17 protein-coding genes and 1 tRNA gene are annotated in these 23,608 nt (G+C 68.6%); 11 read left to right on the top strand and 7 right to left on the bottom strand.

Annotated elements, in window-relative coordinates:
* Positions 1–51: 51 nt before the first annotated feature.
* Positions 52–2,721: a DNA polymerase I gene (gene polA / locus ABD366_RS00770; protein WP_324774031.1), complete on the bottom strand. Its 2,670-nt coding sequence runs from the start codon at positions 2,719–2,721 to the stop codon at positions 52–54.
* 272 nt (positions 2,722–2,993) lie between these two features.
* On the opposite strand from polA, the gene ABD366_RS00765 reads away from it, so the two are divergent.
* Entirely contained in the window at positions 2,994–5,273 is a 2,280-nt protein-coding gene (locus tag ABD366_RS00765) for an FdhF/YdeP family oxidoreductase (RefSeq protein ID WP_324774006.1), read from the top strand.
* 58 nt (positions 5,274–5,331) lie between these two features.
* Positions 5,332–5,796, top strand: a complete 465-nt coding sequence (locus ABD366_RS00760; protein ID WP_324774005.1) for a PaaI family thioesterase — start codon at positions 5,332–5,334, stop codon at positions 5,794–5,796.
* Here ABD366_RS00760 and ABD366_RS00755 read toward each other — a convergent pair.
* Positions 5,783–7,708, bottom strand: a complete 1,926-nt coding sequence (locus ABD366_RS00755) for a Xaa-Pro dipeptidyl-peptidase (protein ID WP_324774004.1) — start codon at positions 7,706–7,708, stop codon at positions 5,783–5,785. The genes ABD366_RS00760 and ABD366_RS00755 overlap by 14 nt on opposite strands.
* Positions 7,709–7,852: 144 nt before the next feature.
* On the opposite strand from ABD366_RS00755, the gene ABD366_RS00750 reads away from it, so the two are divergent.
* The 6 genes from ABD366_RS00750 to ABD366_RS00725 all read left to right on the top strand — a co-directional run bounded on the left by ABD366_RS00750 (position 7,853) and on the right by ABD366_RS00725 (position 14,581).
* Positions 7,853–8,509 carry a hypothetical protein gene (locus ABD366_RS00750; protein ID WP_324774002.1) on the top strand — a complete coding sequence of 219 codons (657 nt, stop codon included), beginning with the start codon at positions 7,853–7,855 and terminating at the stop codon, positions 8,507–8,509.
* A 402-nt stretch (positions 8,510–8,911) separates the two neighbouring features.
* The gene (locus ABD366_RS00745) at positions 8,912–10,156 is read left to right on the top strand and encodes a branched-chain amino acid ABC transporter substrate-binding protein (RefSeq protein ID WP_324774001.1); all 1,245 of its coding nucleotides are present in this window, start codon (positions 8,912–8,914) and stop codon (positions 10,154–10,156) included.
* Positions 10,157–10,261: 105 nt separating this feature from the next.
* On the top strand, positions 10,262–11,191 hold the full coding sequence (locus ABD366_RS00740) for a branched-chain amino acid ABC transporter permease (protein ID WP_324773999.1): 930 nt from the start codon (positions 10,262–10,264) through the stop codon (positions 11,189–11,191).
* A gap of 5 nt (positions 11,192–11,196) precedes the next feature.
* Positions 11,197–12,987 (top strand): branched-chain amino acid ABC transporter permease, encoded by a 1,791-nt coding sequence (locus tag ABD366_RS00735; protein ID WP_324773997.1) that lies wholly within the window; start codon positions 11,197–11,199, stop codon positions 12,985–12,987.
* Positions 12,988–12,992: 5 nt separating this feature from the next.
* On the top strand, positions 12,993–13,868 hold the full coding sequence (locus ABD366_RS00730) for an ABC transporter ATP-binding protein (protein WP_324773995.1): 876 nt from the start codon (positions 12,993–12,995) through the stop codon (positions 13,866–13,868).
* A complete protein-coding gene (locus ABD366_RS00725; protein ID WP_324773993.1) occupies positions 13,865–14,581 on the top strand; it encodes an ABC transporter ATP-binding protein in 717 nt (238 codons plus the stop codon). Before ABD366_RS00730 ends, ABD366_RS00725 begins: the two co-directional genes overlap by 4 nt.
* Positions 14,582–14,660: 79 nt before the next feature.
* Here the strand turns inward: ABD366_RS00725 and ABD366_RS00720 are convergent, their stop codons facing one another.
* Entirely contained in the window at positions 14,661–15,317 is a 657-nt protein-coding gene (locus ABD366_RS00720; RefSeq protein ID WP_324773991.1) for an ANTAR domain-containing response regulator, read from the bottom strand.
* 106 nt (positions 15,318–15,423) lie between these two features.
* Between ABD366_RS00720 and ABD366_RS00715 the strand changes: the two genes are divergently transcribed.
* Both ABD366_RS00715 and ABD366_RS00710 read left to right on the top strand, forming a co-directional pair.
* Positions 15,424–15,498: transfer RNA gene (locus ABD366_RS00715), tRNA-Leu, on the top strand.
* Between the two features lie 105 nt (positions 15,499–15,603).
* Positions 15,604–16,392: a sigma-70 region 4 domain-containing protein gene (locus ABD366_RS00710; RefSeq protein WP_324774029.1), complete on the top strand. Its 789-nt coding sequence runs from the start codon at positions 15,604–15,606 to the stop codon at positions 16,390–16,392.
* Between the two features lie 3 nt (positions 16,393–16,395).
* On the opposite strand, the gene pyk is transcribed toward ABD366_RS00710, so the two are convergent.
* Both pyk and ABD366_RS00700 read right to left on the bottom strand, forming a co-directional pair.
* On the bottom strand, positions 16,396–17,832 hold the full coding sequence (gene pyk / locus ABD366_RS00705) for a pyruvate kinase (protein WP_324773989.1): 1,437 nt from the start codon (positions 17,830–17,832) through the stop codon (positions 16,396–16,398).
* 146 nt (positions 17,833–17,978) lie between these two features.
* The gene (locus ABD366_RS00700; protein WP_324773987.1) at positions 17,979–18,683 is read right to left on the bottom strand and encodes an SIMPL domain-containing protein; all 705 of its coding nucleotides are present in this window, start codon (positions 18,681–18,683) and stop codon (positions 17,979–17,981) included.
* A 138-nt stretch (positions 18,684–18,821) separates the two neighbouring features.
* Here ABD366_RS00700 and ABD366_RS00695 point away from each other — a divergent pair, with 138 nt between their 5' ends.
* Entirely contained in the window at positions 18,822–20,636 is a 1,815-nt protein-coding gene (locus tag ABD366_RS00695; protein ID WP_324773985.1) for a bifunctional metallophosphatase/5'-nucleotidase, read from the top strand.
* A gap of 2 nt (positions 20,637–20,638) precedes the next feature.
* Here ABD366_RS00695 and ABD366_RS00690 read toward each other — a convergent pair whose 3' ends face one another.
* Together ABD366_RS00690 and ABD366_RS00685 are read right to left on the bottom strand one after the other, a co-directional pair.
* On the bottom strand, positions 20,639–22,081 hold the full coding sequence (locus tag ABD366_RS00690) for a lysine N(6)-hydroxylase/L-ornithine N(5)-oxygenase family protein (protein WP_324773983.1): 1,443 nt from the start codon (positions 22,079–22,081) through the stop codon (positions 20,639–20,641).
* Positions 22,078–23,460 (bottom strand): pyridoxal phosphate-dependent decarboxylase family protein, encoded by a 1,383-nt coding sequence (locus ABD366_RS00685; protein ID WP_324773981.1) that lies wholly within the window; start codon positions 23,458–23,460, stop codon positions 22,078–22,080. Before ABD366_RS00685 ends, ABD366_RS00690 begins: the two co-directional genes overlap by 4 nt.
* Positions 23,461–23,608 lie beyond the last annotated feature (148 nt).

The following is a 23,608-nucleotide window of genomic DNA, read 5'->3' as shown; positions in this document are numbered from 1 at the left end:
CAGCGGGATCACCCGAACCCGGGCCGGCCCCATCCCCCCAACCGCCGGAGGCTAGTGCGCTGCGGATTCCCAGTCCCCACCCAGCCCCACCGAAACATCCAGCGGCGCCCGGAGGGCCACCGCTCCGGCCATCTCGCGGCGGACCAGCTCCTCCGCGGCCGCGGCCTCACCGGGGGCGATCTCCAGGACGATTTCGTCGTGGACCTGGAGCAGCATCCGGGACTTCAGCTTCGCCTCGGTGAGCGCCCGGTCCACGTTCAGCATCGCGATCTTGACGATGTCGGCGGCCGTGCCCTGGATCGGCGCGTTCAAAGCCATCCGCTCGGCCATCTCACGACGCTGCCGGTTGTCCGAGTTCAGGTCGGGCAGGTAGCGGCGGCGCCCCAGCATGGTCTCCGTGTACCCGGTGGCCCGCGCCTCGTCGACGGCGCGCCGCAGATAGTCCCGTACGCCACCGAACCGCTCGAAGTACGTGTCCATCAGGACCCGCGCCTCCCCCGGCTCGATGTTGAGCTGCCCGGACAGACCGAACGCCGACAAGCCGTACGCAAGCCCGTACGACATCGCCTTGATCTTGCGGCGCATCTCCGCGTCGACGGCGTCCCGGGGGACGCCGAACACCTGCGAGGCGACCGTGGTGTGCAGGTCCTCGCCGGAGTTGAACGCCTCCAGGAGGCCCTCGTCCTCCGACAGGTGCGCCATGACGCGCAGTTCGATCTGGCTGTAGTCGGCCGTCATCAACGTCTCGAAGCCGTCGCCGACGACGAAGCCGCGCCGGATCGCCCGCCCCTCGTCCGTGCGGACCGGGATGTTCTGCAGGTTCGGGTCCGTCGAGGAGAGGCGGCCGGTCGCGGCCACCGTCTGGTTGAACGTGGTGTGGATACGGCCGTCCGCGGCGATCGTCTTGATCAGGCCCTCGACGGTGACACGCAGCTTCGCCTGCTCGCGGTGGCGCAGCATGATCACGGGCAGTTCGTGGTCGGTCTGCGCGGCGAGCCAGGCGAGCGCGTCCGCGTCCGTCGTGTACCCGGTCTTCGTCTTCTTCGTCTTGGGCAGGTCGAGCTCGCCGAAGAAGACTTCCTGAAGCTGCTTGGGCGAGCCGAGGTTGAACTCGTGGCCGACAGAGGCGTGCGCCTCCTGCACGGCCTGCTGCACGGCGCCCGCGAACATCTGCTCCATCTCCTGGAGGTGCGCACGGTCGGCGGCGATGCCGTACCGCTCCAGGCGGGCGAGCAGCACGGACGTGGGCAGTTCGATGTCGGTGAGCAGCTCGGCCGCGCCGACCTCCTTGAGGCGCTCGCCGAACGCCTCCCCCAGGTCGAGAATGGCGCGGGCCTGCACCATGAGCGCGTCGGCCTCGGCCTGGTCGTCCTCCTCGCTGCCGAAGGCGAGCTGCCCGTCGGGAGCGGAGGCCGGTGCCAGCTCGCGGCCCAAATACTCCAGGGACAGCGCGTCCAGGGCGAAGGAGCGGCGGCCCGGCTTGACCAGGTAGGCGGCGAGCGCCGTGTCCATGGTGACGCCGTCCACGGTCCAGCCGTGCTCGGCGAAGACCCGCATGACTGCCTTGGCGTTGTGCAGGACCTTGGGCTTGTCCGCGTCGGCGAGCCAGGCGGAGAACGCCTTCTCGTCGGCCTCGTCGAGCATCGAGGGGTCGAACCAGGCGGCCTCGCCCCCGGCGGCGGCCAGCGCGACCTCGGTGACCGAGCCCGTGCCGAGCGACCAGGTGTCGACGGAGGCCAGGCCCAGGACGGCCGTGCCGTGCTCGGCCAGCCAGGGCGCGACCTCACCGGTGGCGAGGACCGTCCCGTCGACGTCCACGCCGGGCTCGGCCGGTGCCTCCTCGGCCTCCTCGGCGCCCGGGTCGACGGCGAACAGCCGCTCCCGCAGCGAGGGGTTACGGATCTCCAGGGTGTCCAGGATCATCGCGATCGCCGTGCGGTCGTACGCCGCGCGCTCCAGGTCGGTGACCACCTTGGGCAGCTCGACGTCGCGCACCATCTCGGTGAGGCGGCGGTTGAGCTTGACGGCGTCCAGGTGCTCCCGCAGGTTCGCCCCCGCCTTGCCCTTGACCTCCTCGGCCCGCTCGACCAGCTCGGCGAACGAACCGAACTGGTTGATCCACTTCGCGGCGGTCTTCTCACCGACGCCGGGGATGCCCGGCAGGTTGTCCGACGGGTCGCCGCGCAGCGCCGCGAAGTCCGGGTACTGGGCCGGCGTCAGCCCGTACTTCTCGAAGACCTTCTCCGGGGTGAAGCGCGTCAGCTCGGAGACGCCCTTGGTCGGGTACAGCACCGTCACATGGTCCGAGACGAGCTGGAAGGAGTCGCGGTCGCCGGTGACGATGAGGACGTCAAAGCCCTCGGCCTCGGCCTGCGTCGCCAGCGTGGCGATGACGTCGTCGGCCTCGAAGCCGTCGACCGCGAAGCGCGGGGTGTGCATCGCGTCGAGCAGCTCGCCGATCAGCTCGACCTGCCCCTTGAACTCGTCCGGGGTCTTCGACCGGTTCGCCTTGTACTCGGTGAACTCCTCCGAGCGCCACGTCTTGCGGGACACGTCGAACGCCACCGCGAAGTGCGTGGGCGCCTCGTCGCGCAGCGTGTTCGCCAGCATCGAGGCGAAACCGTAGATCGCGTTCGTCGGCTGGCCCGTCGCCGTCGTGAAGTTCTCCGCGGGCAGCGCGAAGAACGCCCGGTACGCCAGCGAGTGCCCGTCCATGAGCATCAGCCGGGGGCGCCCGCCCGCACCGGTGCCCGTCGCCTTCGTCGCGGTTGTCTTCGCCGTCTTTGCTGCTTTCTCTGCCACGTCCCCGATCCTGCCACGCCCCACTGACAGCCCGGTCCATCCCGGACCGGCCGGGGACCCTGTCAGTCGTACGTGCGAGGATCGGAGACGTACTTCACAGCGCAAGCAACAGCGCAGGCACTGAGGTACTCCACAGCGCTTTGCAGCACCGCACAGCACGCTCGCAGGACCAGCTCGAAGGGGAGCCAGCCATGGCCAGCAAGCCGCCCGCGTCGGATCCGGTTCAGGACGCACCGCAGGTCGTCGCGCCGCAGCACCACGCGGCAGGGCTCCCGGCCGTCGGACACTCCCTCAAGATCGCCCGCGAGCAGATGGGTGTGAAGCGCACCGCCCTGACGCTGCTGCGCGTCAACCAGAAGGACGGCTTCGACTGCCCCGGCTGCGCCTGGCCCGAGCCGGAGCACCGGCACGCGGCGGAGTTCTGCGAGAACGGGGCGAAGGCGGTCGCCGAGGAGGCCACCCTGCGCCGGGTGACGCCCGAGTTCTTCGCCGCGCACCCCGTCGCGGACCTGGCGACGCGCTCCGGATACTGGCTGGGCCAGCAGGGCCGCCTCACCCACCCCATGTACCTGGCGGAGGGCGCGGACCGCTACGAGCCGGTGACATGGGAGCGTGCCTTCGACATCATCGGCGAGGAGCTGGCCGCGTGCGCCTCCCCGGACGAGGCGGTCTTCTACACCTCGGGCCGTACCAGTAACGAGGCGGCGTTCCTCTACCAGCTGTTCGCCCGCGAGTTCGGCACGAACAACCTGCCCGACTGCTCGAACATGTGCCACGAGTCGTCCGGCTCCGCACTGACCGAGACGATCGGCATCGGCAAGGGCAGCGTCCTCCTGGAGGACCTCTACAAGGCGGACCTGATCATCGTCGCCGGGCAGAACCCGGGCACGAACCACCCGCGCATGCTCTCCGCCCTGGAGAAGGCGAAGGCGGGCGGCGCCCGGATCATCTCCGTGAACCCGCTGCCCGAGGCCGGTCTGGAGAAGTTCAAGAACCCGCAGACCCCCAAGGGCCTCACCAAGGGCGCCTCCCTGACCGATCTGTTCCTGCAGATCCGCCTCGGCGGCGACCAGGCCCTCTTCCGCCTCCTGAACAAGTTGGTCCTGGAGACGGAGGGCGCCACCGACGACGCCTTCATCGCCGAGTACACGCACGGCTACGAGGAGTTCGCCGAGGCCGCCCGCGCCGCCGACTGGGACGAGACCCTGAAGGCGACCGGCCTGTCCCGCGCCGACATCGAGCGGACCCTGGAAATGGTCCTCGCCTCCAAGCGCACCGTCGTCTGCTGGGCGATGGGCCTCACCCAGCACAAGCACTCCGTGCCGACCATCCGCGAAGTCGTCAACTTCCTGCTGCTGCGCGGCAACATCGGCCGCCCCGGCGCCGGCGTCTGCCCGGTCCGCGGCCACAGCAACGTGCAGGGCGACCGCACCATGGGCATCTTCGAGCGCCCCGCCCCCGCGTTCCTGGACGCCCTGGAGAAGGAGTTCGGCTTCGCGCCGCCGCGCGAGCACGGCTTCGACGTCGTCCGCGCCATTCGCGCCCTGCGCGACGGCGAGGCGCGGGTCTTCTTCGCGATGGGCGGCAACTTCGTGTCGGCATCCCCCGACACCGACGTCACGGAAGCGGCCATGCGCCGCGCCGCGCTGACCGTCCACGTCTCCACGAAGCTGAACCGCTCGCACGCCGTCACCGGCGCCCGCGCCCTCATCCTGCCCACGCTCGGCCGCACCGAGCGCGACCTTCAAGGCAGCGGCGAGCAGTTCGTCACCGTCGAGGACTCCATGGGCATGGTGCACGCCTCGCGCGGCCGCCTGGAGCCCGCCAGCCGCCACCTGCTCTCCGAGCCGGCCATCGTCGCCCGCCTCGCCCGCCGCGTCCTGGGCGCCGGATCCGCCACGCCCTGGGAGGAATTCGAGAAGGACTACGCGACGATCCGCGACCGCGTCGCCCGCGTCATCCCCGGCTTCGAGGACTTCAACGCGCGCGTGGCGGACCCGTCCGGCTTCGCCCTGCCGCACGCCCCGCGCGACGAGCGCCGCTTCGACACCGCCACCGGCAAGGCCAACTTCACGGCCGCGCCCGTCGAGTACCCGCACCTGCCCGAGGGCCGCCTCCTCCTGCAGACCCTGCGCTCGCACGACCAGTACAACACCACGATCTACGGCCTGGACGACCGCTACCGGGGCATCAAGAACGGCCGCCGGGTCGTCCTCGTCAACGCCGAGGACGCCAAGGACCTCGACCTCGCCGAGGGCAGTTACGTCGACCTCGTCAGCGAGTGGAGCGACGGCGTCGAGCGGCGCGCCCCCGGCTTCCGTGTCGTGCACTACCCGACGGCCCGCGGCTGCGCCGCCGCGTACTACCCGGAAACGAACGTGCTGGTGCCGCTGGACGCCACCGCGGACACCAGCAACACCCCTGCCAGCAAGTCCGTCGTGGTCCGCCTGGAACAATCGAGCACCGACTGAGCGTTTGCTCAGCCACCTGGACGACACAGGCAGTGGACTACGGACGGAGCCGGATCCCATGGGCGAGCAGAACCACGTGAAGTTCCCGCAAGAGGTCATCGACGAGTACGCGACGCTCGGCGTCGACCTTCCCGCCCTGTTCTCCGCCGGGCACCTCGGCACCCGGATGGGCGTCGAGATCAGGGAGGCGGCCGCGGACCGCGTCGTCGGCACGATGCCCGTCGAGGGCAACACCCAGCCGTACGGGCTGCTGCACGGCGGCGCCTCCGCCGTCCTCGCCGAGACCCTCGGCTCGGTCGGCTCCATGCTGCACGGCGGCCCCGGCAAGATCGCCGTCGGCGTCGACCTGAACTGCACGCACCACCGCGGCGCCCGCTCCGGCCTCGTCACCGGCGTCGCCACCCCCGTGCACCGCGGCCGCACCACGGCGACGTACGAGATCGTCATCACCGACGAGCAGGACAAGCGGGTCTGCACGGCCCGCCTGACCTGCCTCCTCAAGGACGCCCCTACGGCGCCGTAGGCAGCGTGAGCTCCCCGGCCCCGGCGCGCACGGTCATCCTCGTGCCCGCCGGGTACCGCAGCGTGTAGTCGTGGTCCGTGGAGATCAGCACCACGCCCAGCCGGCGCCCGGCCTTGAAGACGTAGTCCTCGGGCTGCATCGACCAGCGCAGCCGGTACTCCCGGCCCTCCACGACCCTGCTCTGGTGGGCGAAGGAGTGCCGGTTGCGGGCATCGAGCCAGCCGCGCGTCACGATCTTGAAGTCGGCCGTCTCGGTCGCATGCTTCGTCCGGTACGCACAACCGGTCTCGCCGGGCAGATCCGGCACGCGTTCGCCGTAGCAGATTTGCTGTGTGGTGTCGGTGACCGTGCCGGACGTCGCGCGGGTGTCACGCCCGTAGTCGACGAGGAGCGCGGTCACGTACGGCGATGTACCGGAGAGTGACGAACGGATGTCGATCTCGGGCACCCCGTTCACCCGAAGATCCTCCGCCAGCGGACCCGTCGTGTACGCGAGCCGGTTCGGGTTCCCGCTGTCGGGTGAGGCGACGAGTCGCTCGGCGGGGACGGTGCGGCCCGCGTCGACGAGCGACTGGACCCGCTGCGGTCCCGCCCGGCGGCCCAGCGTGCCGTCGGCGCGCAGCGCGAGCGTGGTGGACCGGGTGCCGGGCGCGGGCCAGTCCCGCTGCTGCCGCCAACCGAAGTCGGCCTGCTCGACGTCGACCCGGGGCTCCGACAGGACGCCGTTGCGGATGTCGTAGAGCCAGTAGTCGAACCAGTGGTGGACCTGGTCGAGCCACTCCTCCATGCGCAGCGGCATCGGGTTGGTGTGCCCGGCCTGGTGCAGCCACAGCTTGCGCGGGACGTGGTTCTTCTTCAGGGCGTCCCACAGCTGACCTGCGTTCTTGGTCTTCACGTTCCAGTCGTTGAGGCCGTGGACGACGAAGACACCCGCCTTGATCCTGCGGACGTCCTTGAGGTAGTCGCGTTCCTGCCAGTACGCCGACCAGTCGCCCGTCACCCGGTCCTGGTCGCGCTCCAGGGAGTCGAGGACCGGCTTGCAGATCTCCCGGTCGGCGCGCGAGTACACGTAGCGGGCGAGGACGTCGGTGTCCTCGCCCTGGAAGGTGCCGGGCGCGACGACGCCGCCGTTCGCGCGGTAGTAGTCGTACCAGGAGGAGATACCGGAGATCGGCACGATCGCCTTGAGGCCCTCGACTCCCGTGGTGGCGACGGCGGTCGGCAGTGTGCCGTTGTACGAGATGCCCATCATGGCGGCGTTCCCGGTGGACCAGTCGGCGCGCACTTCCCTGCCGTCCAGGTCCCAGCCCTTGGCACGGCCGCCCAGCCAGTCGATGGCGGCCTTCGCGCCCAGCGTCTCGTTGCGGCCGCCCGAGGTCGGACAGCCGGTGGAGCCGCCCGTACCGAGGCTGTCGACCTGGGCCACGGCATAACCACGGGGCAAGAAGTAGTTGTCGTAGTAGCCGGAGTACGCGACCGCAGGGCCCGTCAACCCAGGCTTGTGCGACCGGAGTTGACCGCTACGACCGGAGACGGGCAGCCCGTCCTCGTCGAGGTCGACACCATGGTTCGGCACATCGTTGCCACCCGCCCAGTACGGGCTCGCCTCCACGATCGTGGCGACCTTCAGGCCCGCCGTCACGGTCTCCTTCGGACGCAGGATCCGCATCCGTACGGTGTCCCGCTTCCCGTCGCCGTCACTGTCGGCCTCCGTCCGGATGTCGACCTGCTGCAGCACGGCGTCGGCCCGGGAGAAGACGGGCTGCGTCTCCTGCCCGGAAATCCTCAACTCGGCTTTGTGCGCGGCCGGTTCAGCAGCGTACGCGGACGGCGTCGCCAGCACCGCCGCCAGCGCGCACACCACGGCCGGACCGCGCGAGCGGCGTACTCGCAAGCCGGTGGATCTCACCATCGTGCCTCCATGGGCGCGGGAAGGGAGTTCACTCACGGGACGCCGGTATTCCACCGCGACAGACCCCGGCCCGCCAGAGGGCGTCCCCGGGAAGCCCGCACCACGGACGTTGGCGGAGCGCCCTGCTCCGGCTTACCGTCAGGCATGACCGGCATCGGGCCCGTCGAGCCGTACGACCCCGCCGACGACGCCGGCCCCGCATCCAGACTCGACACCCTCGACACGTTCGGCTCCGACTCCCCCCGCCTGCCGGAGCGTTGGGCAGCACTGCCCGCCCGGTGGCGCCGCGCCGCCCAGGCCCTCGCCGCCGTTCTCGCCGCCGCCCTCGCCGCCACCGCGTTCCTCCTGCTGCGACCGGATCCCCCCGCATCGACGCTCCCGCTCTGGCCCTCCCAGGTGACCGCACTCCGCTACGACGGCCCCGGACCCGGCTTCGGCCGCTTCCGCTTCACCGTGCACGTCACCGGCGCGCACCCGGTGACCGTGCGCCAGCTCGACACCGGACCCGCCCGCCTGACCACGGACAGCGCACCCACGCTCCCGGTGACGGTGGAACCCGGCACCCGCTGGCACCTGACCGTCCGCCTCACCCTGCACACCTGCGACGCCCTGCCCCAGGGCATCAACGAGCCCTACATCGAGCTGACCCTGAGCAACCGCCGCGCGCAGCAACGCCACTTGTACCTCTTCGGCGGCGCCTACCGCGACGACCTGTGGCGGTGGATCCGCGCCTCCTGCGACCCCGCCCCCGCCCCCCGGACACCCGTCGCGGCGGGCCCGGACGATCTCACACGGAAGTAACACACAGTTACCGGCATCGCAACGCGGCCATGCCCCTCCACACCACCGCCCTCTACACCCGCACCACCCCGGACACAAGCCCTCGCACAGCACCAGAACGGCCTTCAAGTAAGGACCAAGATCGCCTCAAGTCCCTTAGCGGAACTGCACGTTCTCACATTGCGAACACGCGAGTGCGATATGCATACGCCCCAATCGCCCCCACTGCACCCGCCCAAAGGCCGCCCGGCATAACAAGAGCGTCACATCCTCCCCCGCACCGCTCCGTGCTCTGCGACCTGCGCTTATAGTCACGGCCAGTCACCGCGCCGCCGGGCGCGTCCATTGCACGGCCCCTGTACCACCAGTACGGCCCGGCGAGACACACGGTCCCCGACCCCGGGGATCGCGCCAGGGAGAGGAATGATCGTGCGACACCGTTCTCTGCTCATACTCACCACCGTGCTCACCACCGGAGCACTGACGCTCACCGCCTGCGGATCGCGCGACGACGACAAGGGGTCGAGCAGCAGCGACAAGAAGACCACCGTCGTCATCGGCGTCGACGCCCCTCTGACCGGCGCCAACTCCGCCACCGGCCTCGGCATCCAGTACGGCGTCCAGATAGCCGTCGACGACGCCAACAAGAAGAACACCGTCCCCGGTGTCACCTTCGAGGTCAAAGCACTCGACGACAAGGCCGTCCCCGCCACCGGCCAGCAGAACGCCACGGCGCTCGTCGCCAACAAGGACGTCCTCGGAGTCGTCGGCCCCCTGAACTCAGGCGTGGCCACCTCCATGCAGCAGGTCTTCAACACGGCCAACCTCGTACAGATCTCCCCCTCCAACACCGCGCCCGAGCTCACCCAGGGCAAGAACTGGCAGACCTCCAAGAAGCGCACGTACCCGACGTACTTCCGCACCGCCACCACCGACGCCCTCCAGGGCGGCTTCGCGGCCGACTACGCCTACAACACGCTCAAGAAGAAGAAGGTCTACGTCGTAGACGACAAGCAGACCTACGGCGCGGGCCTCGCCAAGCTCTTCACCGCCGGCTTCAAGAAGGCGGGCGGCACCGTCGTCGGCACCGACCACGTCACCACCATCTCCAGCGGCGGCAGCAGCGACTTCGGCACCCTCGTCACCAAGATCAAGAACTCCGGCGCGGACCTCCTCTACTACGGCGGCCAGTACGACGAGTCGCAGGTCCTCACCAAGCAGCTCAAGGACGCCGGCGCCAAGATCCCGCTCTTCGGCGGCGACGGCATGTTCACCCCGACCTACATCAAGACCGCCGGCAAGACCGCCGAGGGCGACCTCGCCACCTCCGTCGGCGTCCCCGTCACCACCCTGCCCGCCGCCAAGGACTTCATCGCCACCTACAAGGCGAAGAAGTACCCCGGCGACTACGGCACCTACGGCGGCTACTCCTACGACGCCGCCACCGCCATCATCAAGGCCGTCGGCAACGTCGTGAAGGACGGCAAGGTCCCCTCCGACGCCCGCGCCAAGATCGTCGAATCCGTCCAGAACAGCAAGTTCGACGGCATCGCAGGACCCGTCGCCTTCGACCAGTACGGCGACACCACGAACAAGCAGCTGACCGTCTACCAGGTCAGCAACGGCGAGTGGAAGGCCGTCAAGAGCGGCACCTACAACGCCGGCTGAGCCAGCGCACCGCACGAACCCAGGGCCGCGCGGCCACGACGACCCGTCTCCGCGCGGCCCCACCCATATACCTGCCCCAGACTCCCCACCCATGGAGGCCACGCGGTGAACACGCTGCCGCAGCAGCTGGCCAACGGGCTGTTCCTCGGCTCGATGTACGGGCTGATCGCCATCGGTTACACGATGGTGTACGGCATCGTCCAGCTCATCAACTTCGCCCACGGCGAGATCTTCATGACCGGCGGCTTCGGCGCCCTCACGGTCTACCTCGCGCTCCCCGACGGCATATCCATGTGGATAGCCCTCCCCGCCATGCTCATCGGCGGCGCCATCGTCGCCACCCTCATCGCCGTCGGAGCCGAACGCTTCGCCTACCGGCCCCTACGCGGCGCACCACGCCTGGCACCACTCATCACCGCCATCGGGCTCTCCCTCGCCATCCAGCAGCTCGTCTTCAACCTCTACCCCGACGCCAAGGCCGCCCGCGTCTTCCCCCAACTCCCCTTCGGGCCCTTCCACCTCGGCTCCATCCGCATCCAGAGCGGCGACGTCTTCCTCCTCATCGCCGCCCCCCTGTGCATGGCCATCCTCGCCTTCTTCGTCCGCCTCTCCCGCACCGGCCGCGCCATGCAGGCCACCGCCCAGGACCCGGACACCGCCCAGCTCATGGGCATCGACACCAACCGCATCATCGTCATCGCCTTCGCCATCGGCGGAGTCTTCGCCGCCGTCGCCGGCGTCGCCTACGGCGTGAAATACGGCTCCGTCCAATACGACATGGGCTTCGCCGCAGGACTCAAAGCCTTCACCGCCGCCGTACTCGGCGGCATCGGCAACATCTACGGCGCCATGCTCGGCGGCCTCGTCCTCGGCCTCACCGAAGCCATGGCCACCGCATACATCGCCGACGTCCCCGGCATGGAACAGTTCGGCGGCCAGGGCTGGGCCTCCGTCTGGGCGTTCGTCCTCCTCATCCTCGTACTGCTGCTACGGCCACAAGGCCTACTCGGCGAACGCGTCGCGGACAGGGCGTGACCACCATGACCACACAGACCGAGACCCAGAAAACCGACGCCCCCCGCGGCGCCATCAACCTCCCCGACGGCGCCCCCCGCATCCTCGTCGCCGCCGGCGCCATCGGAACCATCGCCAGCACCTTCATGTCCTGGACCTGGACCTCCGAATTCCCCGGCGACCTCACCGTCTACGGCTACCCCGCAGGCCTCCAGGTCGTCGCCCTCGTCGCAGGCGCCATCACCCTCCTCTTCGGCCTGCGCCTGTGGGACGTACGAGGACTGCGCTGGCTCAACCCCGCCGGCGCCGCCTCACCCCTCCTCCTCGCCGCCCTGGCCGCCTTCAGCGTCTGCTGGTTCGCCGCCATCGCCATCGCCGTCGACCTCGGCGGACTCGCCAACCTCGACCCCGGCGCCTACGTCGCCGCCGTCGCCTCGGCACTCCCCGTCGTCGGCGCCCTGGCCCTGCCCCACCCCGGCCACAGCGTCAAGGACTACCTGACCGCCCCCGACCAGCCCGCCCCCACCCGCGACCTCGCACCCTGGGTCCAGCGCCTGGTCATCACCGCCGGCATCGCCCTCGCCCTCATCGCCTTCACCTACGGCATCGGCATCAACGACGACGACAGCGAAACCTTCGTCGGCTTCGCCCTCCTCGTCCTCTTCGCCACCTGGGCCCTCGTCCACGCCGGACAACTCGCCCGCTTCTCCACCCTCTGCGCCCGCCACAAAGGCTTCGCCGCCGGCATGGCCTTCCTCGCAGCGGCCATCTTCCCCTTCACCCAGAGCGACGACCACAACGCCAACCTCGGCGTCAACATCCTGATCTTCGCCACCGTCGCCCTCGGCCTCAACATCGTCGTCGGCCTCACCGGCCTCCTCGACCTCGGATACGTCGCCTTCCTCGGCGTCGGCGCCTACGCCGCCGCCCTCGTCTCCGGCTCCGAGTTCTCCCGCTTCTCCGGCGTCCAGTTCCCCTTCTGGGCCGCCGCGCTGACGGGCATGGCCGCCTCACTCATCTTCGGCGTCCTCATCGGCGCACCCACCCTGCGGCTACGCGGCGACTACCTCGCCATCGTCACCCTCGGCTTCGGAGAGATCTTCCGCATCGCCGTCAACAACATGGACGGCTCCTCAGGACCCGACATCACCAACGGCCCCGACGGCATCCCCTCCATCCCCGATCTCGAAATCTTCGGATTCAACATGGGCGTCAGCCACGAGATCGCCGGATTCACCCTCGGCCGCTTCGCCAACTACTTCTTCCTGATGCTCCTCATCACCGCACTGGTGGTCCTCGTCTTCACCCGCGCCGCCGACTCCCGCATCGGCCGCTCCTGGATCGCCATCCGCGAGGACGAAACAGCCGCCACCGCCATGGGCATCAACGGCTTCCGCGTCAAACTCATCGCCTTCGCACTCGGCGCCACCCTCGCCGGACTCGCCGGCACCGTCAGCGCCCACGTCACCTACAGCGTCGTCCCCAGCCCCTACCAGTTCGCGGGCGCCGCACCCCCCAACTCCGCATTCCTCCTCGCCGCCGTCGTCCTCGGCGGCATGGGCACCGTCAGCGGCCCGCTGCTCGGCGCCTCCTTCCTCTACCTCATCCCCGAGAAGCTCACCTTCCTCAAGGAGTACGAGCTCCTCGCCTTCGGAATCGCCCTCGTCCTCCTCATGCGCTTCCGCCCCGAAGGCATCATCGCCAACCGCCGCCAGCAGCTCGAGTTCCACGAGACCGGCCAACTCGACATCCCCGAACAACAGAGCCTGCCCGACAGCACCACCGGCGCCTCCAAGGCGACCAAGGCAGGAGCGTGACCACGATGACCAACACCACGACCCAGACCGTGCTGGAAGCCAGCAACGTCACCATGCGCTTCGGCGGCCTGACCGCCGTACGCTCCGTCGACCTCACCGTCAACGAGGGCGAGATCGTCGGCCTCATCGGCCCCAACGGCGCCGGAAAGACAACGTTCTTCAACTGCCTGACCGGCCTCTACATCCCCACCGAAGGAAAGGTCTCCTACAAAGGAACCGTCCTTCCGCCCAAACCCCACCTCGTCACCAAAGCGGGAATGGCCCGCACCTTCCAGAACATCCGGCTCTTCGCCAACATGACCGTCCTGGAAAACGTCCTCGTCGGCCGCCACACCAGAACCAAAGAAGGCCTCTGGTCGGCACTCCTGCGCGGCCCCGGCTTCAAAAAGGCCGAAGCCGCATCCGAGGAACGCGCCATGGAACTCCTCGAGTTCATCGGACTCGACCACAAACGCGACCACCTCGCCCGCAGCCTCCCCTACGGCGAACAGCGCAAGCTCGAGATCGCCCGCGCCATGGCCAGCGAACCCGGACTCCTCCTCCTCGACGAGCCCACCGCCGGCATGAACCCGCAGGAGACCCGCGCCACCGAAGAACTCGTCTTCGCGATCCGCGACAAGGGCATCGCCGTCCTCGTCATCGAGCACGACATGCGGTTCATCTTCAACCTCTGCGACCGCGTCGCCGTCCTCGTCCAAGGCGAAAAACTCGTCGAAGGCACCAGCGACGTCGTCCAGGGCGACGAACGCGTCATCGCCGCCTACCTCGGCACCCCCTTCGAAGGCGCCCCCGAGGACACCGCACTCAAGGACGTACAAGCAGCCGAGGCCCACGCCGCGGAAGGCGCGACAGAAGGCTCTTCGGAAGGAACCGACCAGTGACCGCCCTGCTGGAAGTCGAAGACCTCAAGGTCGCCTACGGCAAGATCGAAGCCGTCAAAGGCATCTCCTTCACCGTCGAAGAAGGCCAGGTCGTCACCCTCATCGGCACCAACGGCGCCGGCAAGACCACGACCCTGCGCACCCTCTCGGGCCTCCTGAAGCCCCTCAGCGGCAGAATCTCCTTCAACGGACAGCCCCTGAACGGCATCCCGGCCCACAAGATCGTCGCCATGGGCCTCGCCCACTCCCCCGAGGGACGACGCATCTTCCCCCGCCTGTCCATCATGGAGAACCTCCAGCTCGGAGCGTTCCTCCGCAAGGACACAGCGGGGATAGAGAAGGACCTCCAGCGCGCCTACGACCTCTTCCCCATCCTCGGCGAACGTCGAAAGCAAGCAGCGGGCACCCTCTCCGGCGGCGAACAGCAAATGCTCGCCATGGGCCGCGCCCTGATGTCCCAGCCCAAACTCCTCATGCTGGACGAGCCCTCCATGGGCCTCTCCCCCATCATGATGCAGAAGATCATGTCGACCATCGTCGAACTCAAGTCCCAGGGCACGACGATCCTCCTCGTCGAACAGAACGCCCAGGCGGCCCTCTCCCTGGCCGACCAGGGACACGTCATGGAGGTCGGGTCGATCGTCCTGTCAGGAACGGGCCAGGACCTGATGACCGACGAGTCGGTGCGGAAGGCATACCTCGGCGAAGACTGAGCCGCTCCTTTACGCGACTGAGGCCCGCGCCCCGGGTACGAACCGGGGCACGGGCCTCATCACGTAGCACTCGGGGCTGTCAGCCCTTAGACGCCTTCTTCTCCTCGGCGTCCTCGATGACCGCCTCGGCGACCTGCTGCATCGACAGCCGACGGTCCATCGACGTCTTCTGGATCCACCGGAACGCCGCCGGCTCGGTGAGCCCGTACTCCGTCTGCAACACCGACTTCGCCCGGTCCACCAGCTTCCGCGTCTCCAGGCGCTGAGTGAGGTCCGCGACCTCCTTCTCCAGCGTCTTCAACTCGGTGAACCGGGACACGGCCATCTCGATCGCCGGCACCACGTCACTCTTGCTGAACGGCTTCACGAGGTACGCCATCGCGCCCGCGTCCCGGGCCCGCTCGACCAGGTCGCGCTGCGAGAACGCGGTCAGCATCAGGACCGGGGCGATCGACTCCCCCGCGATCTTCTCCGCCGCGCTGATGCCGTCCATCTTCGGCATCTTCACGTCCAGGATCACGAGGTCCGGCTTGTGCTCACGGGCCAGCTCGACGGCCTGCTCGCCGTCGCCGGCCTCACCCACGACGGAGTAGCCCTCTTCCTCGAGCATCTCTTTGAGGTCGAGGCGGATCAGGGCCTCGTCCTCGGCGATGACGACACGGGTCGTCAGCGGCGGGACGTGCGACTTGTCGTCGTCGGCGTCGTCTACGGGCTGGGGCGACTCGGGGGCGGTCACGGGGGCGCTCCTTGGTTGAGCAGGGCGGGGGTACTGCTCCCAGAAGCCTACCTAGCTGCGGTAAGGTAGTCGGGCAGCGGGTCGGGGTAAACCTTTGATTCCGTGGGCCCCGGTAGCCCAATTGGCAGCAGGCAATGGATTCAAAACCCATACAGTGTCGGTTCGAGTCCGACCCGGGGCACTTTTCCTTCGAATCGAAGGTTGCCACCTGGAAGCGGATGTCCACGCTCCCGTGAACATCCGCTTTTTTGCATCCCGCGACCGCATATCCATGCAACATGAGTGCATGGATATGCATCCACTCGAAATCCGTCAGCGCGCCGTCTCTCTCCTGCGTGGAGGGGTCAAGAACGCAGATGTCGCACGCATGCTCGGCATTCCGGTGGGAACCATCGGTCACTGGAAGCACAATGACCGCGCCAAGCGCGGAGAATGCCCCGGAGCGCATAATTCGGCCTGCCCACACTGCGACGACCACCCGTTGGACTCGCCCGCCTACTCGTATCTCCTGGGGCAGTACCTAGGGGACGGCCACATCAGCCACTACGTGAAGCACCGCGTACCGAGTCTCTCCATCGCCTGCGCCGACGCGTGGCCCGGCATCGCCGACGAAACCGAGACCGCGATGCGCCGCGTCTTCCCGACCAACCGGGTCTACAGGGTCCGGAGCGTCGGGTGCCATTACGTCAAACTCACCTCGAAACACCTGACCTGCCTCTTCCCCCAGCATGGCCCAGGCATGAAACACAACCGCAAGATCGCCCTCGCCCCCTGGCAACAAGAGATCGTCGGGACGTATCCCTGGGAGTTCATTCGAGGGCTGATCCACTCCGATGGCTGCCGAATCATCAACTGGACCACCCGGCTTGTCGGCGGCGAGCGCAAGCGCTACGAGTATCCCCGGTACTTCTTCACCAACAAGTCCGACGATATCCGGAAGCTGTACAGCGACACACTCGACGCGGTCGGCGTCGAGTGGAGTTCGCTGGCCCGCGGGGTCGACCCGTTCAACATCTCGGTCGCCCGCAAAGCCTCCGTAGCCCTCATGGACATGCACGTAGGCCCCAAATACTGACCCCTACTTCGGCGAGTCGTCCTCGCCGATGTGGTGGATGCGGACCAGGTTCGTGGAGCCCGCGACGCCGGGCGGGGAGCCGGCCGTGATCACCACAATGTCACCGCGCTGGCAGCGGCCGATCTTCAGAAGCTCCTCGTCGACCTGGGCGACCATCGCGTCGGTGGAGTCGACGTGCGGGCCGAGGAACGTCTCGACGCCCCACGTGAGGTTGAGCTGGGCGCGGGTGGCCTTGTCGGGGGTGAAGGCGAGGAGGGGGATCGGGGAGCGGTAGCGGGAGAGGCGCTTGACCGTGTCTCCGGACTGGGTGAAGGCGACCAGGAACTTGGCGCCGAGGAAGTCGCCCATCTCCGCCGCGGCGCGGGCGACGGCGCCGCCCTGGGTGCGGGGCTTGCTGCGGTCGGTGAGGGGCGGGAGGCCCTTGGCGAGGATGTCTTCCTCTGCCGCTTCGACGATGCGGCTCATGGTCTTGACGGTCTCGATCGGGTACTTGCCGACGCTGGTCTCACCGGAGAGCATCACGGCGTCGGTGCCGTCGATGACGGCGTTGGCGACGTCGCTGGCCTCGGCGCGCGTGGGACGCGAGTTGTCGATCATCGAGTCGAGCATCTGGGTGGCGACGATGACGGGCTTCGCGTTGCGCTTGGCGAGTTTGATGGCGCGCTTCTGGACGATCGGGACTTGTTCGAGCGGCATTTCGACGCCGAGGTCGCCGCGGGCGACCATGATGCCGTCGAATGCGGCGACGATGTCGTCGATGTTGTCGACGGCCTGGGGCTTTTCGACCTTGGCGATGACCGGGAGGCGGCGGCCTTCTTCGGTCATGATGCGGTGGACGTCCTCGATGTCGCGTCCGCTGCGCACGAAGGAGAGTGCGATGACGTCGGCTCCGATGCGCAGGGCCCAGCGGAGGTCCGCTTCGTCCTTGTCGGAGAGGGCGGGGACGGAGACGGCGACGCCGGGGAGGTTGAGGCCCTTGTGGTCGGAGACCATGCCGCCTTCGACGACCTCGGTGCGGACGCGGGGGCCGTCGACGCTGGTGACCTGGAGGCTGACCTTGCCGTCGTCGACGAGGATGCGCTCGCCCGGCGTGACGTCTTCGGCGAGGCCGCTATAAGTGGTGCCGCAGCACTGGCGGTCGCCTTCGATGCCGTCTTCGACGGAGATGGTGAACTCGTCGCCGCGTTCAAGTAGTACGGGGCCTTCGCTGAAGCGGCCGAGGCGGATCTTCGGGCCTTGAAGGTCGGCGAGGATGCCGACGCTGCGGCCGGTTTCTTCCGCGGCCTTGCGCACGCGGTGGTAGCGCTCCTCGTGCTCGGCGTAGGTGCCGTGGCTGAGGTTGAAGCGGGCTACGTCCATTCCGGCTTCGACGAGTGCCTTGATCTGCTCGTACGAGTCGGTGGCGGGGCCCAGGGTACAGACGATCTTTGCTCGGCGCATGGTTCGAGCCTAGGGCTTACCGGTGGGTAGAGAATTGGCCGGGGGTGACTACTCAACAACCTTTGCATGAAGGGCTATTGACAAAGGGCGCCAAGTTTTGAATTTGCGCGTAATGGCGCTCTGATGAGCACGCATATGCCGTGGGGTCAGAGAGTCGGGGGGTGAAGGGTGAAACGTGCGTTGACGGCGGCGTGAATGTGCTGGCGTTCGGGTTCGAGGTCGAGGGCCGGGGCGGCCGTGTCCTCGTCGGCGCCGGCGAAGGCCCTGGTGGCGGAGCGGGTCATGCCGAAGGCGGCGGGTCCGGGGCCTTCGGCGCCGATGTCGGCGAGTTCGACGAGCGCGGCGAGGGTGGTGTCTAGGGCTTCGGCGTATTCGCGGGCGCGCTGGACGGCTTCGTGGACGGCTTGCCTGCGGGCCTGGGCGTGGACGGGTGAGGTGGGGCGCAGGGACCACCAGGGTCCGTCGATCCGGGTGAGGTCGAGGTCGGCGAGGCGTGTGGTGAGTTCGCCCAGGGTGGTGAAGTCGGTGAGTTCCGCGGTGATGCGGACGAGGCCGTGGTAAGTGCGGATGCGTTCGCCGCGGCCGTGTTTGGTGAATTCGGGGGTGAGGGAGAAGGCCCCGGTTTCGAGGGTGGCGATGTCGTCGCCGTAGGTCTTGATGAGGTCGAGGGCGGTGGTGTTGCGGCGGGTGAGGTCGTCGAGGGTGGTGCGGCGGTCGGTGCCGCGGGCCTGGACGGTGATGGCGATGCGGGCGAGTTCGGGGTCGGCTTCGAGGTGGGCTTCGCCGCGGACGGCGACGCGGGGTGCTTGGGGTGTGCCGTATGGGGTGGGTTCGGGGGGTGTGGGTGTCATGCGTTCACTGTCTCACCGGTGTTGGACAGCGTCCGGTCATCGGATCGAAACCTGCGGGGGGGGTGTTGCGGGGGGTGTGTTCTGAGCCAGAATCTACGCGCGTTGCAAGCGCGTCGCCCGCCCCCGAGGAGTACAGAGATGCCGTTGAACCGCAGAAGGTTTCTGGGACAGTCCGCCGCGACGGGTGTGGGGGTGGCGCTGACCGGCGCGGTCGCCGCACCCGCCGCCGAGGCCACTGGCCGGGGTCACGGGCACCACGGGCACGACAAGCACAAGCGGTACTCCTTCACCGTCATGGGCACGACCGATCTGCACGGTCACGTCTTCAACTGGGACTACTACAAGGACGCCGAGTACACGGACACGGCGGGCAACGCGCAGGGGTTGTCGCGGATCTCGACGCTGGTGAAGCAGGTCCGTGAGGAGAAGGGCCGTGGCAACACGCTCCTGATCGACGCGGGTGACACGATCCAGGGCACGCCGTTGACGTACTACTTCGCGCGCGTGGAGCCGATCACCGCCAAGGGCGGTCCGGTGCACCCGATGGCGCAGGCGATGAACTCGATCGGCTATGACGCGGCGGCTCTCGGGAATCACGAGTTCAACTACGGCATCGACACGCTGCGCAAGTTCGAGTCGCAGTTGAAGTTCCCGCTGCTCGGGGCGAACGCGGTGGACGCGAAGACGGAGAAGCCGGCGTTCCGTCCGTATGTCATCAAGAAGCTGCGGACGCCGCACGGCAAGGACGTGAAGGTGGCGATCCTGGGGCTGACGAACCCGGGTATCGCGATCTGGGACAAGGCGTACGTACAGGGCAAGCTGAAGTTCCCCGGTATCGAGGAGCAGGCCGCGCTGTGGGTGCCGAAGCTGCGGTCGATGGGCGCGGACGTGGTGATCGTGTCGGTGCACTCGGGTGCGTCGGGCACGTCGTCATGGGGTGACCAGTTGCCGTACGTGGAGAACGCGGCGGCGAGCATGGCGGCGAAGGTCCCCGGGATCGACGCGGTCCTCGTCGGGCACGCGCACGTCGAGATCGAGCAGCAGATCGTGAAGAACGAGAAGACGGGCAAGCCGGTCGTGCTCGCGGAGCCGCTGTGCTACGCGGAGCGCCTCGCGCTGTTCGACTTCGACCTGGTGTGGGAGAAGGGCCGCTGGTCGGTCGGGTCGGTGAAGTCGAAGCTGCTGAACTCGGCTTCGGTGAAGGACGATCCGAAGATCACGAAGCTGCTCACGGATGAGCACGCGCTCGTCGTGAAGTACGTCAACCAGGTGGTGGGTCAGGCGACTTCGACGCTGACCACGGTGGCCGCGCGGTACAAGGATGCGCCGATCATCGACCTGATCAACAAGGTGCAGGCGGATGTGGTGACGGAGGCGCTGAAGTCGACGCAGTACGCGTCGCTGCCGGTGCTTTCGCAGGCGTCGCCGTTCTCGCGTACGTCGGAGATTCCGGCCGGTGACGTGACGATCCGTGATTTGTCGAGTCTGTATGTGTACGACAACACGCTGGTGGCGAAGTTGCTGACGGGTGCGCAGGTGCGGGCGTACCTGGAGTTCTCGGCGCAGTACTTCGTGCAGACGGCGGCGGGTGCGGCGGTGGATGTCGAGAAGCTGACGAACGCGGAGAACCGGCCGGACTACAACTACGACTATGTGTCGGGGCTGACGTACGACATCGACATCGCGCAGCCGGCGGGTTCGCGGATCAAGAACGTGAAGTTCGGTGGCAAGGACCTGGACGACGCGGCGCAGTTCGTGTTCGCGGTGAACAACTACCGGGCGAACGGTGGTGGCGCGTTCCCGCATGTGGCGAATGCGCAGGAGCTGTGGGCGGAGTCGACGGAGATCCGGACGCGGATCGCGGAGTGGGTGACGGCGAAGGGTGTTCTGGATCCGGCTGATTTCGCTTCGGTGGACTGGAAGCTGACGCGGGACGGCACACCGGTGTTCTAGCTCTAGCCCTGTTGCAGTTCGATGAGGTTGCCTCGCTCCCCTGCCTGATGTCCGGGCCGGGGGGCGCGGTTTTCGTGGGGGGTGAGGCCGAAGGTGGTGAAGGCGGTGCGCTGGGGCTGGGGGTAGGGGTCTTTGCCGGTCAGGGTGTTGAGGATGGTGGCGCTGCGCCAGGCGGCGAGTCCGAGGTCGGGGGCGCCGACGCCGTGGGTGTGCCGTTCGGCGTTCTGTACGTAGACGGAGCCCTGCACGCTTTTGTCGAGGACGAGGCGGAAGTGTTCGTCGATGCGGGGGCGGTCGGCGCTGTCGCGGCGGAGGTAGGGGTCGAGTCCGGCGAGGAGTTCGTCGAGGGGGCGTTCTTTGTAGCCGGTGGCGAGGATGACGGCGTCGGTGGTGAGGCGGGAGCGGGTGCCTTGTCCGCGGTGCTCGAGGTGGAGTTCGACTTTGGTGGCGGCGACGCGGCCGGCGGTGCGGACGCTGACGCCGGGGGTGAGGGTGGCGTCGGGCCAGCCGCCGTGGAGGGTGCGGCGGTAGAGCTCTTCGTGGATGGCGGCGATGGTGTCGGCGTCGATGCCTTTGTGGAGCTGCCATTGGGCGGGGACGAGTCGGTCGCGTTCGGCTTCGGGGAGTTGGTGGAAGTAGTGGGTGTAGTCGGGGGTGAAGTGTTCGAGGCCCAGTTTGGAGTACTCCATGGGCGCGAAGGCTTCGGTGCGGGCGAGCCAGTGGATCTTCTCGTGGCCGGCGGGGCGGGCGCGGAGCAGGTCGAGGAAGATTTCGGCGCCGGACTGTCCTGAGCCGATGACGGTGATGTGGTCGGCGGTGAGCAGGCTGTCGCGGTGGGTGAGGTAGTCGGCGGAGTGGATGACGGGCACGGTGGGTGCGTCGGCGAGGGGTTTGAGGGGTTCGGGGACGTAGGGCTCGGTGCCGACTCCGAGGGCGACGTGTTTGGTGTAGGTGCGGCCGAGGGCTTCGGCTTCTCCGTCGGTGTCGAGCTGGGTGTAGTCGACTTCGAAGAGGGCGCGTTCGGGGTTCCAGCGGATGGCGTCGGCCTGGTGGGAGAAGTGCAGGCCGGGGAGGTTTTCGCTGACCCAGCGGCAGTAGGCGTCGTATTCGGTGCGCTGGATGTGGAACTGCTCGGCGAAGTAGAAGGGGAAGAGGCGGCCGCGGGTTTTGAGGTAGTTGAGGAAGGTCCAGTGGCTGGTGGGGTCGGCGAGGGTGACGAGGTCGGCGAGGAAGGGGACTTGGAGGGTGGCGCCGTCGATGAGGAGGCCGGGGTGCCAGTGGAAGGCGGGGCGCTGGTCGTAGAAGGCGGTGTCGAGTTCGGTGAGGGGGTGGGCGAGGGCGGCGAGGGAGAGGTTGAAGGGGCCGATGCCGATGCCGACGAGGTCGCGGGGTGCTTCGGTGGGCCGGGTGGGGTGCGGGGCGCGCGCGGCTGGCACGGCGTTCATCGGGGGGTGTGTCCTTCCACCAGTTTCAGGAGGGCGGCGAGGTCGCCGGGTTCGGTGTGCGGGTTGAGCAGGGTGGCTTTGAGCCAGAGTTTTCCGTCGTCGGTGCGGGCGCGGCCGAGGACGGCGCGGCCTTCGGTGAGCAGGGTGCGGCGGATGGTGGCGATGTCCTGCTCGTCGGCGCCGAGGGGCCGGAAGAGGACGGTGGAGAGGGTGGGGGTGTCGTAGAGCTCGAAGCCGGGGTGTTCGTCGACGAGTCGGGCCAGGTGGTGGGCGAGGGCCATGACTTGGTCGGTGAGGGCGCCGAGTCCGGTGCGGCCGAGGGCTTTGAGGGTGACGGCGATCTTGAGGATGTCGGGGCGTCGTGTGGTGCGCAGGGAGCGGCCGAGGAGGTCGGGGAGTCCGGCTTCGGTGTCGTCGTCGGCGTTGAGGTAGTCGGCCTGGTAGGTGAGGGCGCGCGTGTCGGTGCGGTCGCGTACGGCGAGGAGTCCTGCGGCTACGGGTTGCCAGCCGAGTTTGTGCAGGTCGAGGGTGACGGTGTGGGCGCGGGCGAGGCCGTGGAGGCGGGTGCGGTGGCGGTCGCTGAGGAGGAGGCCCGCTCCGTAGGCGGCGTCGATGTGCAGGCGTGCTCCGTGTCGCTCGCAGACGTCGGCGATTTCGGGGAGGGGGTCGATGAGGCCGGCGTCGGTGGTGCCGGCGGTGGCGGTGACGAGCTTGGTGCCGGGCAGGTCGGTGAGGGCTTCGTCGAGGGCGGCGGGGTCGAGGGTGCCGGTGGGGGCGGGCACGGTGATGGGGTCGGGCAGGCCGAGGAGCCAGGTGGCGCGGGCGAGGCTGTGGTGGGCGTTGGCTCCGACGAGGAGGTGGAGGGGGCCGCGGGTGGTCTCGCGGGCGAGGAGGACGGCGAGCTGGTTGGCTTCGGTGCCGCCGGTGGTGACGAGGGCGTCGGCCGGTGTGGTGTCTCCGTAGACCTCGCGGGCGAAGGTGGCGGTGACGAGGTCTTCGAGGGCGGAGGCGGCGGGGGCCTGGTCCCAGGAGTCCATGGAGGGGTTGAGGGCGCTCGCGGCGAGGTCGGCTGCGGTGGCGACGGCGAGTGGTGGGCAGTGCAGGTGGGCGGCGCACAGGGGGTCGGCGGGGTCGGCGGCGCCTTCGGTGAGTGCGGTGACGAGGGTGCGCAGGGCGTCGTGGGCTCCGGTGCCCTGGTCGGGCAGGAGGGTGCCTGCTTGTTCCCGGAGTCGGGCGGCGACGGTGTCGGGGCCGCCGACGGGGAGGGGGCCGCCGCGGCGGGTGGCTCCGTCGTGGAGGGCGTCGAGGACGGTGGTGAGCAGCGGCCGCAGGGCGTCGGGGCCCTGGGTTCCTCCGGCGAGGGGCGGGGGGCTGCTCATGGGCGTCCTCCGGGTCTGTGACTGGTGGGTGGGGCGCGGGGCCACAGGGCCGTGCCGAGAACCAGTCTTGGACATTCCGTGAGGGCGTGTACGGCAAATGGGGGGAGAAAAACCCGAAAGGGGTACTCGTGTGCGGGGAGTTGCGGTT

Origin of the sequence: Streptomyces kunmingensis, assembly GCF_039533535.1 — a bacterium.
Lineage (GTDB): Bacteria > Actinomycetota > Actinomycetes > Streptomycetales > Streptomycetaceae > Streptomyces > Streptomyces kunmingensis.
The sequence above is the reverse complement of the archived record's forward strand: the minus strand, read 5'-3'. Positions and strand labels throughout refer to the sequence as shown.

Coding starts and splice junctions, on each gene's coding strand:
- polA (WP_324774031.1), bottom strand. CDS start 2,721: ATGCTCATGGACGGGCACTCGCTGGCGTACCGGGCGTTCTTCGCGCTG.
- ABD366_RS00765 (WP_324774006.1), top strand. CDS start 2,994: ATGGCCAGCAAGCCGCCCGCGTCGGATCCGGTTCAGGACGCACCGCAG.
- ABD366_RS00760 (WP_324774005.1), top strand. CDS start 5,332: ATGGGCGAGCAGAACCACGTGAAGTTCCCGCAAGAGGTCATCGACGAG.
- ABD366_RS00755 (WP_324774004.1), bottom strand. CDS start 7,708: ATGGTGAGATCCACCGGCTTGCGAGTACGCCGCTCGCGCGGTCCGGCC.
- ABD366_RS00750 (WP_324774002.1), top strand. CDS start 7,853: ATGACCGGCATCGGGCCCGTCGAGCCGTACGACCCCGCCGACGACGCC.
- ABD366_RS00745 (WP_324774001.1), top strand. CDS start 8,912: ATGATCGTGCGACACCGTTCTCTGCTCATACTCACCACCGTGCTCACC.
- ABD366_RS00735 (WP_324773997.1), top strand. CDS start 11,197: ATGACCACACAGACCGAGACCCAGAAAACCGACGCCCCCCGCGGCGCC.
- ABD366_RS00730 (WP_324773995.1), top strand. CDS start 12,993: ATGACCAACACCACGACCCAGACCGTGCTGGAAGCCAGCAACGTCACC.
- ABD366_RS00710 (WP_324774029.1), top strand. CDS start 15,604: ATGGATATGCATCCACTCGAAATCCGTCAGCGCGCCGTCTCTCTCCTG.
- pyk (WP_324773989.1), bottom strand. CDS start 17,832: ATGCGCCGAGCAAAGATCGTCTGTACCCTGGGCCCCGCCACCGACTCG.
- ABD366_RS00700 (WP_324773987.1), bottom strand. CDS start 18,683: ATGACACCCACACCCCCCGAACCCACCCCATACGGCACACCCCAAGCA.
- ABD366_RS00695 (WP_324773985.1), top strand. CDS start 18,822: ATGCCGTTGAACCGCAGAAGGTTTCTGGGACAGTCCGCCGCGACGGGT.
- ABD366_RS00690 (WP_324773983.1), bottom strand. CDS start 22,081: ATGAACGCCGTGCCAGCCGCGCGCGCCCCGCACCCCACCCGGCCCACC.
- ABD366_RS00685 (WP_324773981.1), bottom strand. CDS start 23,460: ATGAGCAGCCCCCCGCCCCTCGCCGGAGGAACCCAGGGCCCCGACGCC.